The following is a 13,556-nucleotide window of genomic DNA, read 5'->3' as shown; positions in this document are numbered from 1 at the left end:
GAGTAAAGACTATTAACCACTAACAACTAACCACTAACCAATAGCGTACTGTGATTATCGATGAGCGTGGGTGTACCACAAGTGGCGATCGCGCCGTATTTTTCAAAGTAATGACCTACTTCTGGTGGAAAATGGGAACAGTCAAATAATGCATCTCCATTGGCAACGTTAGCCCAAAAGTCTCGCAGAGTAGGGGCTAGTTCTTGAGCCTGCTCTAACGGTAAGCTCAAAGGAGGCAGGGTCAAAAATCTAACTATAAAGGGAAAACTGCGATCGCCCATCCATTTGCGTGAACTGTGTTGCAAATTGGGGAAATTGGGAACTGACTCCACTCGATAGGACAACATCTGCAACCATTGCCTACCGTAATGATCGTGGCGAAACTCCAGTACCCTATAGGGATGGGGATAGCTGACTAAAGAACCAGTAGTAATATCGTATATTCCCTGAGAGTATGCTACATCCTGAACATGCAAATGTCCTGTGAATACTAACCTCACTCCGTAGCGACGCAATAAGGGTAATAATTCCCCAGCATTTTCTAACATATAGCGGTTGGCCATTGGGTGGCGTGATTGATTAGGCAAGTGTTCCACAACATTGTGGTGTATCATCACTATCACTAATTCATCACCTGTTGAGGCTAGCACTTCCTCCAACCATCCCAGTTGTTTAATATCCAAACGTCCTATTTGCTCTCCCTGGTCGTTAAACAAGTTAGAATTTAGACCAATTAATCTGACTCCTGGTAAAATCTGACAGGTATAGTAGGGTTTTTCTGGATCTTTGTAACCGAATTTACGATAGTAATAAGGGAAATCTGCAAATGCAATTGATTGCTCATTAGCCCTTAATACAGGAACATCATGATTACCAGGAACGACGTAGGTAGGAAAAGGTAACTTTGCTAAACGTTGTGCTAACCAAGCATGGTTTTCTGGTTCTCCGTGCTGAGTTAAATCTCCAGGTAGTAAAAGAAAATCTAAATCTAGTTGTGTTAAATGCTCTAATACACTTTCAAATGCTGAAACGCTAACTTCCACCAAATGGAAACGGCTGGGGTGATTCCAGATTGTATGGGGAAGGGCAATATGTAAGTCGCTGACTACGGCAAAGCGAAAATTGGGAATCATTGAAGTAAGTAAAGACTATTTTAAAAACAACGTCTAAAAATCCTTTAAAAAAAGTATAACCTCTGATTTATAGACATGTGTAGCAAGGATCCCACTTAATATTTGTATACATTTAAAACTTGTTGATTGTTGGTTGTTGGTTGGAAAAATATAGTGAGGATTAAATCAAAAAGCAAAAAAATCATAAAAGACTGTATTATTATTAATATCTTAAGTTCATGCATCATACAAAAGAGTGAGTTTATGCCAAGATAAAAATTTATAATGCTTAAAATAAAACAAGATTGATAAAAATCACGAAAAAAGAAAAAACTATAATTATTAATAACCACCAACCAATAAGGAGAATCATTTTTTGGTACGCGTTCGAGTTCGTCAGCACGTCAACCCACTAGCCCAAAAGTATCAAACACCAGCTAATCCTCTAGACTGGGAAAAAATTTATACAAAGCCAAAGCAACCATTACACTTAGATATTGGTTGTGCGAGAGGACGGTTTTTATTGCAAATGGCGCAGATAGAAGCAAATTGGAATTTTCTGGGTTTAGAAATTCGCCAACCCTTGGTAGATGAAGCAAATAGACTGCGCGATGAGTTAGAACTGCAAAATTTGCACTACTTATTTTGTAACGTCAATAATTCCTTGCGATCGCTTTTATCAACTTTCCCCCCAGGAACATTACAGCGTGTCAGTATTCAATTTCCCGATCCTTGGTTTAAAAATCGTCATGCGAAACGGCGAATTGTACAGCCAGAACTAGTTGCAGAACTATCAGAGTATCTAATTCCAGGGGGGATTGTATTTTTGCAATCAGATGTAGAATTTATCGCGATAGAAATGTGCGATCGCTTTGCTGTTCATCCTAGTTTTCAAAGACAAGGTTCGGGAGAATGGTTAGCAGAAAATCCCCTCCCAGTTTCTACAGAAAGGGAAATAGCTACCCAGAAAAAAGGGGAACCTGTTTATCGTGCTGTGTTTGAAAGAGTTAGGATTTCAAAATTTTAGTTCTAATCTCATCTTAAAAGATAAAAATTAATTCATGTTTGGGAGGCATAGCAAATGCAGATTCAGCAACGTTATTATACCCCAGAAGAGTATCTAGCATTAGAAGAAGTAGCAGAATTTAAGAGTGAATATTGGGATGGAGAAATAGTACCAATGGCAGGAGGTTCAATCAACCATAACCGTATTGTTGGAAATGTATATACTTACTTAAAATTTCATTTACGTGGCAAAAACCAAGAACCTTTTCTGAGTGATTTAAGGCTGTGGATTCCTCGCTATCGGCAATATACATATCCAGATATATTAGTAATTCAAGGAAATCCAGCTTTATATAACAATAGGATAGATACTATAACAAATCCTCTGTTAATTGTTGAAGTCTTGTCCAAATTAACGCAAAAATATGATCATACAGATAAGTTTCGCTTTTATCGTTCAATTCCTGAGTTCCGAGAATATGTGTTGATTAATCAGTATGAATTTCAGATTGAACAATATATCAAAACCGGCAAGGGAGAATGGCTATTTCGAGAATATGAGACAGAGGATGCTATCATAAATTTTGTTTCTATTGGTTTGGAAATGGCGATCGCTAACATTTATGAAAGCGTTGATTTTAGCCAGAAGGAATCTGATTAACCTTTAATCAACGGTAGTGTCACCGTAAACGTTGTACCCACTCCCACTTCACTATTAACTGTAATATCGCCTCCATGCGCCTCCAGACACTTTTTCACAATTGCCAAACCCAAACCAGTACCAGGAATTGAGCCAACATTATTAGCACGATAGAAGGGTTGAAAAAGTTGTTTTTGATCTTCTAAAGGAATACCAATACCTTCATCTTTAATATTGAAAATTACAGTTTGATTTTTAAACCTTAATTCAAAATAAACAATACTATCTGGACGCGAATATTTAATAGCATTACTAAGTAAATTTCCTAAAATATGCCGTAATAAATTCTCATCGCTCAATATTTCAGTTGGTTGTCCAGTAGTTGTAAACACAACTGTAATACGTTTATCAACAGCAATTAATTGCGCATCTTCAACTAATTGATGACAAAAATCTTGTAAATTCAGTAAAGTAAATTCCCGCTCAAGTCTACCGGAATCAGCTTTACCCAATAGGGAAGCCTCATCCAATAGTTGGGTCATATTTTTAATGGCAGAACAAATAAGTTTGTAATGATTGAGCTTTTTTTCTGTGGATAGTTTATCACCACTGTTTTGTAGCAAACTCGCCGCCAATAAAATGGTATTTAAAGGACTGCGGATGTCGTGGGAGAGCATAGAAACAAATTCGGATTTAAACTGATTGAGTTCTTGGGCTTTGACTAACTCTGCTGTTCTTTCTTCTACCCGAATTTCTAAGGCGTGATTGACTGCGCGTAATGATTCTAAAGTATGCTTGCGCTCGATCGCATATCTTAAAGCACGAATCAGTACTTCTACATTCACCTGTCGCTTGACTAGATAATCTTGCGCTCCCTGGCGTACTGCTGCTATGGCAAGTTCATCATCGTTGGTATTTGTTAATACTACAATTGGTACAGTAGGAGCTTGGCTCATCAACGGTGGAAGTGAGGTTAATCCTTCACTATCTGGTAAAGTCAAATCCAACAGAATCACATCAAAATCACAGCTTATCTCATTACAATTACTGAGTAAGGACAAAGCATCTCCCAATCTCTTGACGTTGAGAAGAGTAAATTCATGAGACTGGGCTTGCTTGAGAAACTCTTGTAACAATCTAGCTTCCGCCAAATTGTCCTCAATCAATAAAATTTTGATTGAGCTTGCAATCATAGTGTGGTTTGGGAATTGGGTATAAGGGATAGGGGATAAGGAGATGGGAGACAAGGGGGACAAGGAAGAATTTCTCTTTTATCTTTCTTCCAATCCCCGATCTCTTTTACTCTGATGGTAAAGTGACAGTAGACAACCAAAAGTCTTCTATACCTTTGACGATTTGGAATAGTTGACTGAGGTTGCGGGATTTGGTGATGTAGCAATTCACATGCAAGTCATAGCTATGGAAGATATCTTCCTCGTTGTGGGAAGTTGTCAGCACGACTACAGGGATGCGTTTCAGCTTGGGATCAGTTTTAATTTCAGCCAGAACTTCTCTACCATCTTTTTTGGGGAGATTCAAATCTAAGAGGATCAAATCAGGGCGGGGTGCATCAGCGTACTCGCCCTCTTGGCGCAAATAAGCCATAGCATCCATACCATCTCTAACAGTAATTACCTGGTGCGGTATCATGCTATTTTTTAAGGCTTCTTGAATCAGACGGATATCGGCTTTATTATCTTCGACCAAAAATATGGTTTTGTGCTTTTCGTCCGTTCCTGCGCTCACGATCGCGTCCTCCCACGGGAATAGTAAAGTAGAATGTTGCACCCTCACCAAGTTTTGATTCTACCCAGATACGTCCCCGATGACACTCGATAATTTTTTTACAGATAGCTAGTCCCATACCAGTACCTGGGTACTCATCCCGCGTATGCAGGCGTTGAAAGATGACAAAAATGCGATCGCGGAACTGTGGATCAATACCGATACCGTTATCCCGGACTGAAAATAGCCATTCGTCCTCTAAACGAGAAGCACCGATATGAATTTCTGGCGCTTGATCACTGCGGAACTTGATAGCATTCCCTATCAAATTTTGGAACAATTGCATCAACTGAGTACCATCAGCCATGACGGTTGGTAACTGATCATGGGTGATCACAGCACCCGTTTCGCTGATGCGTTTCCGCAAATTAGTTAAAGCACGTTCTAAAGCTGTTTCTACATTTGTCAGTTCAAATTCTATTGCCTGCATATCTACTTTCGAGTATGCTAGCACATCATCAATTAACGTCTGCATCAAGCTCACTCCCTCGACAGCAAAACTAATAAACTCTTTTGCATCTTCGTCGAGTAATTGCTCATAGCGCATCTCCAGCAATTGCACGTAGTTTGCTACTTGGTTCAACGGTTCTTGCAAATCATGGGAAGCGACATAGGCAAACTTTTTCAATTCCGCGTTAGAAAGTTCTAAATCATGCGCTAACTGTGCTAATTCATCAGCTTGGCGCAGTACAATATTGACGATTGCTTTCCGCAATTCTAATGCTGCTTTCACTTCCACAGCTTGCCAACGTAAAGAAGTTAAGCGAACCGTTTCTTTCCACAATTCAAAAGATTTACGCGGACACAAGCGCGTATTTCCATCGGAAGTATTCACCTCAAACGCCCGATTTGGATCACCACCCCAATTCACAGTTTGAATGACTTCAGGGCGGAACCACAACACGTAATTCTGTTTAGAAATTGGAATTGCTAGTAAACCACTAGCCACATTTTTAAAGTTTTGGGCATCTGGATAAAGACGTGGCAGAGAATCGGTATAAAATACTTCTTCTTCTACATTATTTTTTAGCCATTGGACTAAAAAATTTAAGTCTTCTTCTTTGGGAGTTTCACCAATTAAAGTGTAATTACCACCAAAACAGATTGCTGCACCTTGAGCATTAGTTAAATCTAGTAAATTTGGTTGATGTTTAACTAATCCATCAATAAAATTTTCTTCTTGGGACATATATTCAACCAATGCTGATTGGATATATGTCAGCCGCATCCTGTAGTCATAATCTTCAGTTTCTTCTCGATCTGCAAGTTCTGAAAATATCACTCTACCCAAGAATTCGCAAGCTTTCCGCATCTCATAAGAGACGTATTTAGGTGTTTGGTGATGACAAGCAATTAACCCCCAGAGTTTTCCTTCTTTAATTAAAGAAATAGTCAAAGAAGCACCAACACCCATATTATGTAAGTATTCAATATGGCATGAATAAGGGCTTCTGAGAATAGAATTTGTTAAATCTGGGCGACGCTGGCTTAAGGGATTAATAGCAGGGAAAATTTCTACAGGATCGGCATGAGTATCTGGAATGATCCTAATCCAATTAGATGCAAATAATTTTCTTGCTGGTCTAGGGATATCCGACTCTGGATAATGTAAACCCAGATAAGATTCCATAGTTTCTAATTTTTCTTCAGCAATGACAGAACCATGCCCATCATCATCAAATTTATATAGCATCACTCGGTCAAATCCTGTGACTTTCCGGACTTCTTGCACAAGAATTTGACAGAAATCGTGGAGATTTCCCGTTTCTTCTAATTTATTAATAGAAGCTCTTGCTAAATGATAGAAACTTAAAAATGGAATATTTTCTTGAGAGAAAGCAAGTTCTAATTCCAAAATCAACAATCCATCTGCATTGCGGTGGAATATGCCGTCAAATACTATATACTCATCACCCTTAACCCTTGCCCAAATTTTTGTGGGATTGATCATGTCTAGACTTTCTTGTAAAAGTCCAGCCTTAATTTTTTCTATTTGAAACGGATCAAGTAAATCTTCTAATTTTTTTTGCAGCATATTTTCGGGAGTTATCCCAAAAACATCGTAGGTATTACTGCTGACTTGCAATATATTTAACTCTGGTTCTTCTAAAACCAGAAGCACTCCGTGGGGTTGAATTTGACTAATATTATGAATTGATGGTTCTTTTAAGCTTGTTAAGTTTAGACTTTGCAATTCAAATTCCATTACCATCACGATCCTCCTCTTTCCTTGCGGATCATCAAATCTTTAACGATTAGGTTTAGCATTCTAACTAGATTAACTTTTGTAACTTATCTTTTAATCGCAGTTATAGTTAGAGCCAGACAACAGGACAACAATCTTCCTAAATTGGTCAAGACAGAAAATTTTCCTTGAAAGATAGACTTTTGACTTCCTTATCTGCTTTTACAGTACTTCCCAATCACATTGCGTTCTCAGTCTAACAAACAGAACAAAAGTATTTAGCTAAAAAAGATTAAAAGTAGTTTATTGTTACACCTATAAAATATGTATTTTAATTGACTTTTGATAACTTTTATTTCAATTATTTATTATTTATTAAATGCTTTTCAAATACTTACTCTAGAGGCGTAATAACAGAAAATCTAAACACAAATGCATATAGATAAAACATCTGTGTTTATCTGTGTGCATCGGTGTTCGTTATAATCACAAACTATTGGGTATAGCCACAATATCGCCCGTAAGTAAATTGCGGTCGAATCTACAAATCTAAATCCAAGAACTAAACCACATCCGCAATTTATAGCCATGAGGCGAAAGAGGTAAAGCTAAATAAAGCGGTAGCCAGAAAACGAAAGCCGTCAAAATCATAAAAGTAATCGTAACGCCCACAGCCCGGAGTAGCTTATAATAACTGCCAAGACATTGATCTACAAACCAAGCGATCGCCATAAATGCGAACACAACAGCTGTCATGTAGTGATAAATAAAAAGACAGCGAGTTACCCCTACCCAAGGCAGCAAATTGGCAGCATAATTTAAAACTAAATATAAAGCAATCCAGGTATCAACAGAAAGCGTTGGTGTGGTGGTAAAACGCTTTTTCTTAACCAGAAAATTTACAGCTTGCCATCCCAACATTATTAATAACAATACAAGAGCAATGACACCAAACCACCACAAAAAGGGATTTCCCATTGCATGGACATCATAGATGACTTGACCAAAACCTTTTGGCAAAGGTGGACCGACTACAGGTAGAGGTTCTTTGAGACTAGTTGCTGTTTCATATAAATACGCCATTGGTCGAGTCAACAAGGGCCATTTATACCAAGCAGCACAGTAAGGGTGGACTGTGGGACTGTTACCACCTAAACGTTCATGAAACAACAAAATTTGTTGATGAACTTGGAGAAAATTATATCTTTTATCTATTAATAAATGAGGAATCCAAATCAAACTATAGATTAATACTGGGATAATTCCTAAATAAAATCCAAAGCTAATAACATTTAGCTGCGTCAAGTTTTGTAATGGAGATTTTTCTGGTTCACTTTCCCACAAATTATGGCTTTCTCTGGAATTATTTGCATTACTAATTATTCCTATTATTTTCCATCCCCAGGCAAAAATCCAGATCAGATAAGTACCCAGAAGAAACCACAAACCGTTCCATTTTGTCGCAGCAGAAGCACCAAAAGCAACGCCAGCTAATACTAGGTAAAACCTGCGCTGTTGTCTATGGTTTGCCAATGCTAATAAGAACAACAATTGTCCTAGTAACCCAAAGACAACTATATATATATTGATCAGAGCATAGCGAGACTCGACAATAAATATACCGTCACAAGCTGTAAACAAACCTGCCAGTAAAGCAAAACTACGACGCTGGCTTAATTGATAAGCAATTCCTGTGATAATTAAGGGAATAAATGAGCCAAACAGAGCATTAATCCAACGATAACTCCAAGCCGGGCGCAATGAACCTGTTAACCCATTGACTTGATCTTTCCACCAGGGAATGCGATCGCTAATCCACATTCCCAAAGCAATTATCAGCTTACCTAAAGGCGGATGACCATCAAAAAATGGAGTGTGGGTGAGATAGTTACTGCCGAATTTAGCATAGTAAACTTCATCAAAAACAAGATGACCAAATCTCCCTAATCCCCAAAATCGCAGGGAAAGTGATAGAAGAAATATACCTACAATGCCTATCCAAAACCACTTTTTAGTCATTGGTCATTAGTCATTTGTTAGTTGTTGGTGGTTGGTGGTTGTTTGTTGGTCGTTGTCACACTCCCTACACTCCTCACCTCCCTATCTCCCCATCACCCCTCCCTAATCCCTCTACTTTCGCCACTTCTAGCATGGTCTTCAACACAGAATCAGGGTTTAGACTGATTGAATCAATTCCTTGTTCCACCAAAAACTGAGCAAATTCTGGGTAATCACTGGGTGCTTGTCCGCAAATACCTATTTTGCGATTATGCTTTTTCGCAGCAGCGATCGCCATTTTCACCATCCGCTTTACCCCCTGACTGCGTTCATCAAACAACCGTGCTACTAACGCTGAATCTCTGTCTATTCCTAGTGCTAACTGAGTTAGGTCATTAGAACCAATCGAAAAACCATCAAATACCTCAGCAAACTCCTCGGCCATTATGACATTATTAGGCAATTCGCACATCACATAAACTTGCAAGCCATTTTCACCCTGTTTTAGACCATTTTTTGCCATTTCTGCCAACACTAACCGTCCTTCATCGGGAGTGCGACAAAAAGGAATCATGGGGATAATGTTCACTAAACCCATTTCTTCCCGGACTCTTTTAATCGCCTGACACTCTAAAGCAAAAGCTTCGCGATACCCTTGATCATAATAGCGGGCTGCTCCTCGCCAACCTAGCATGGGGTTTTCTTCTTTGGGTTCAAATTGTCTACCACCGAGTAAATTGGCATACTCATTACTTTTAAAATCTGACATTCTCACAATTACTGGTTTGGGATAAAATGCTGCTGCAATTCTGCCAATCCCTTGGGCTAATTTATCGACAAAATACTGCGGTTTGTCATCATAAAGAGCAGTAATTTCTCCTATTTTTTCTTTGACAAATTGGTCTTTTACTTGGTCATATTTAATCAATGCCATCGGATGAGTTTGAATATGATTGGCAATAATAAATTCAGTCCGCGCCAAACCAACCCCATCGTTGGGAATAGCAGATAAACTAAAAGCTTCCTGGGGATTACCTACATTCATTAAAATTTGGGTGCGGGTATGAGGTAAGTCTTCCAAAGCAACTTCTTGCACATCGAAAGGTAGTAATCCTGGGTAAACTTTTCCTTCTTCTCCCTCAGCACAAGAAACTGTCACCTCTTGACCAGTTTTGATCACTTCTGTAGCATTGCCACATCCGACAATAGCAGGTACACCAAGTTCCCTAGCAATAATTGCGGCGTGACACGTGCGTCCCCCAGAATTCGTGATAATTGCACGTGCGTGCTTCATTATTGGTTCCCAATCAGGGTCTGTTCTATCTGTTACCAAAACTTCCCCTGGTTGGAATTGGTCAATTTTACTGACTTCGGAAATTACTCGTGCTTTACCTTGACTAATAGCCGAACCAACAGCCCGTCCCGTTACTAGGGGATGGGGTGAAAGTTTCTGTTCACCTCCCCAACTCCCAACCTCCCCATCTCCCAATCGGAGTCTGTAAGTCCGCAACACATTCTGGCTTTTCTGAGATTGCACTGTTTCTGGACGTGCTTGCACAACAAATAAATCGTTGGTAATGCCATCTTTTGCCCACTCAATGTCCATCGGAGTGTAGACACCGTGAACTTGGGAATAATGGTCTTCAATTAAACAGGCCCAACGTCCTAGTTGTAAAATCTCATCATCTGTAAGGGCAAATTTATTTTTTTCGCTAGTTGTAACTAGGACATTTTTTGTAAATTTAGAGCCGTCATCATAAATCATTTTTAATTCTTTGCTGCCCAATTTTTTATCAATAATTGAGCGGAATCCCGCTTTTAATGTCGGTTTAAAAACATAATATTCATCAGGATTAACTGCCCCTTGGACAACATTTTCTCCTAAACCATAGGCAGCTGTAATTAGTGCTGCATCTTTGAAACCTGTCTCGGTTTCAATGGTGAACATTACCCCAGCAGATGCTAAATCAGAACGCACCATTTTCTGTACACCGACGGCGAGAGCAATGTTAAAGTGATCGAAGCCTTTAATGTGACGATAAGAAATTGCGCGATCAGTAAATAAAGAAGCAAAGCATTTGTGACAAGCTGCTAAAACTCCCGCAGTTGTGGTGACATTGAGGTAGGTTTCTTGTTGTCCAGCAAAACTAGCATCAGGTAAATCTTCGGCGGTAGCACTAGAACGAACCGCTACATCTGTATCCATATAATACTGTTGACACAGAGTTTGATATGCTTGGGCGATCGCATCTCGCAATTCTGGTGGAAATGGTGTGTGGATTAGTAGCGATCGCGCTTTTTTACCTCGTTCTCGTAAATTATTGACATTATCAACATCCAAGTCAGCAAACAATTCGCGCAACTGCACTTCTAACCCAGCAGACTCGATGAAATAGCGATAAGCATAAGCAGTGGTTGCAAACCCCATTGGCACATTCACACCTTTAGGTGTTAACTGCTGAATCATCTCACCCAAAGATGCATTTTTTCCACCAACTAGCTGTATGTCATTAATACCAATTTCATTGAACCAGAGAATGAGCGAGCGTTCTTTGGTAGTTATGTGAGAAGTTTCTTTTATAACCGTAGACACTAGTATTTACTCCTAGTAAATTCTTTGATTTCTACTCAATCATCATAAGTAATTGAGTTTATCGATATATCATAATCAGTCTCTTTATATTTCGTAATTTACTCCATATTTTATTGGGGATCACTATATCCAAAGTTATAGAACAAATATTATTTAAGCTTATAGTTTAATTTTGCATTTGATAAATTATGGATGAAAGGTCACGTCACCCGGTAATAGATAATTGCTAATAACTGATTCTAAGTTTCCCTCTTCCACTCAATTTACCTCAAGCTTAAATCCGAAATGACATTTATCCATGCTGTATATACATATAAATCATCTTGATAAATAGTCTCTTATCTGGTTGGTAGCTTATGTGTTTGAGTATTTAACAGAAATCTATAATCACATAATTGAAATTCTTGCAAGAAAAAATGCATAATTAGCATTTACAAATACATTAGTTACACATTGTAACCACTTATTACTAAAAATAGCTACTTTTTTTGATTTATGATAATCATTAAGTTTATTACTGATTGTAGCTTAATAGATGTTTGACATTACGTAAAATAGGGAGTAAGACTAAATCACAAAGATTACTTCATATACCCTAGAGTAGAAATTTAAAATTAACTAAAAATATCTTATATGTAAGGTCAGATATTTACTTTCACAATCAATCAACAACTCAATAAATACAATAACTTACTCATTCTATTGATTTATGATAAATAACCAAGATAACAAAGTTAAATTTCCTCAAGGGCGTACGGCATTTATGATTATCCACGGCGTAGGTGAACAAATACCTTATGAAACAGTAGATTATTTTGCTCAAAATTTAATCAAACACTATGAAGGGCAAAGTTTACCTATCAAGTTAGAACACTTAATTGCTAAGCGAAGATTACCAAATGGCAATCCTTGGATAGAAAGCTTTGTACGTGTTAGTTCTGCTGAACTTCAACCAGATGATTTTATAGATATTCATGAATATTACTGGGCAGCTGATACGGAAAATAAAATTAGTGTACCGGAAGTATTACAATGGACAGAACAGACACTACAAGGGACGATCGCCTTTTATAGTCGAGAGGAAAATCAAGATAAATTAGACGAAATTTTGAAAGAAAATAAATGGAAGAAATTTTTTAAATATCGCTTACGTTGGCTAACTATATTTTTACGTCTATTTAATATAGTATATCCTTGGCTACGATTGATTGTTTGTATATTACTGCTGTTATTAAGTCCATTTCTGCATGGTCAATTTCTTCAACCAGCTTGGAAATTGAGTAGAAAAATAGTTACTCCCTTGCTAGTTAATTTTGTGGGAGATGTTGCTATCTACACAACTACTAATGTAAAATCTCCTTATCATAAAATTCGTGGACAAATACTAGCAGAATCATTAGCATTGCTGAAAGCTATTCTCAAAGATAAAGAAGCAAATTATGATCAAGTAATCATAGCTGGGCATTCTCTCGGTAGCTGTATTGCTTACGATACCTTAAATCTTTTATGCATAGAAGCAAGTCTATCCAAAGATAAAGGCAAAAGCTTACTAGTTGATAAAATTACAGGCTTAATCACTTTTGCATCTCCATTAGATAAAATTGCTTTTTTCTTTAGAGAAATGGCACAGCAACATCAATATATTAGACAGAGAATTTTAGAACACTTAAATTCTTTTCGTGTGAAGCCTTTATATATTCAGATAACTCCATACTTGACTAAAAATCCAGTCGAATGTCAACTAGAACAAGTCCGTTGGGTCAATTATTATCATTTACAAGATCCGATCAGTGGTCATTTAGATTATTACAACAGTTTAGATAACGTTTTGCTGGAATATGAAACTTACTGGGGAGAAAAAGCACATTTAGGTTACTGGACAGATCCAAATTTCTACAAAGATATTGCCCAACGTTTTCTAGAAACTAAAAATGAGTAGTACAGTTATTCCTTAGACCTCTTGCAGAAGCAATTTTTCAAGAGGTAGGGTAAAGGTTAAAGGGCAAGGGATTCCATTTCTTTCAACCTGCCCTTTGCACCTAATCCCCACTGTGCGAACACCTCGATTTTCCTTGAGAGAACTCCACCTTACCCTTTCATTAATGGTATAACTTACGGCAAGACCTTTGCTGAACATAGTATGTCCATATAAAGTTTAGTGATTGATGGTTTGTAAGAAGATTAAGAATGGGTTATTAACCTACAAATTCAATTATTACTACTTATAAGTCATTTTCT

Annotated in this window: 9 protein-coding genes; 3 read left to right on the top strand and 6 right to left on the bottom strand. The window is 37.9% G+C overall.

Translation table 11 applies throughout. From position 1 onward, the window contains the following. Positions 1–26: 26 nt before the first annotated feature. A complete protein-coding gene (locus UYK_RS0119525) occupies positions 27–1,133 on the bottom strand; it encodes a metallophosphoesterase family protein (protein ID WP_016871992.1) in 1,107 nt (368 codons plus the stop codon). A gap of 355 nt (positions 1,134–1,488) precedes the next feature. On the opposite strand from UYK_RS0119525, the gene trmB reads away from it, so the two are divergent. Together trmB and UYK_RS0119515 are read left to right on the top strand one after the other, a co-directional pair. Further along, positions 1,489–2,139 carry a tRNA (guanosine(46)-N7)-methyltransferase TrmB gene (gene trmB, locus UYK_RS0119520; RefSeq protein WP_009454243.1) on the top strand — a complete coding sequence of 217 codons (651 nt, stop codon included), beginning with the start codon at positions 1,489–1,491 and terminating at the stop codon, positions 2,137–2,139. Between the two features lie 54 nt (positions 2,140–2,193). After that, positions 2,194–2,778 carry a Uma2 family endonuclease gene (locus UYK_RS0119515; RefSeq protein ID WP_016871991.1) on the top strand — a complete coding sequence of 195 codons (585 nt, stop codon included), beginning with the start codon at positions 2,194–2,196 and terminating at the stop codon, positions 2,776–2,778. Here the strand turns inward: UYK_RS0119515 and UYK_RS0119510 are convergent. The 5 genes from UYK_RS0119510 to ppsA all read right to left on the bottom strand — a co-directional run bounded on the left by UYK_RS0119510 (position 2,775) and on the right by ppsA (position 11,318). Then, the gene (locus tag UYK_RS0119510) at positions 2,775–3,950 is read right to left on the bottom strand and encodes a hybrid sensor histidine kinase/response regulator (RefSeq protein ID WP_009454239.1); all 1,176 of its coding nucleotides are present in this window, start codon (positions 3,948–3,950) and stop codon (positions 2,775–2,777) included. The two genes, UYK_RS0119515 and UYK_RS0119510, sit on opposite strands and share 4 nt — an antisense overlap. 106 nt (positions 3,951–4,056) lie before the next feature. Then, a complete protein-coding gene (locus UYK_RS0119505; protein ID WP_009454237.1) occupies positions 4,057–4,503 on the bottom strand; it encodes a response regulator in 447 nt (148 codons plus the stop codon). Continuing rightward, positions 4,451–6,754, bottom strand: coding sequence for a sensor histidine kinase (locus tag UYK_RS0119500; RefSeq protein WP_009454235.1), 2,304 nt, complete (start codon positions 6,752–6,754; stop codon positions 4,451–4,453). The genes UYK_RS0119505 and UYK_RS0119500 overlap by 53 nt, the downstream gene beginning before the upstream one ends. Positions 6,755–7,276: 522 nt before the next feature. After that, positions 7,277–8,746 carry a dolichyl-phosphate-mannose--protein mannosyltransferase gene (locus UYK_RS0119495; protein ID WP_009454233.1) on the bottom strand — a complete coding sequence of 490 codons (1,470 nt, stop codon included), beginning with the start codon at positions 8,744–8,746 and terminating at the stop codon, positions 7,277–7,279. Between the two features lie 73 nt (positions 8,747–8,819). Further along, complete coding sequence (gene ppsA / locus UYK_RS0119490) at positions 8,820–11,318, bottom strand: phosphoenolpyruvate synthase (protein ID WP_009454231.1); 2,499 nt, start codon at positions 11,316–11,318, stop codon at positions 8,820–8,822. 709 nt (positions 11,319–12,027) lie between these two features. Here ppsA and UYK_RS0119485 point away from each other — a divergent pair. Then, positions 12,028–13,257, top strand: coding sequence for a hypothetical protein (locus tag UYK_RS0119485; RefSeq protein WP_009454230.1), 1,230 nt, complete (start codon positions 12,028–12,030; stop codon positions 13,255–13,257). Positions 13,258–13,556 lie beyond the last annotated feature (299 nt).

This window comes from Fischerella thermalis PCC 7521, assembly GCF_000317225.1.
In the GTDB taxonomy this organism is placed as follows: Bacteria; Cyanobacteriota; Cyanobacteriia; order Cyanobacteriales; family Nostocaceae; genus Fischerella; species Fischerella thermalis.
The sequence above is the reverse complement of the archived record's forward strand: the minus strand, read 5'-3'. Positions and strand labels throughout refer to the sequence as shown.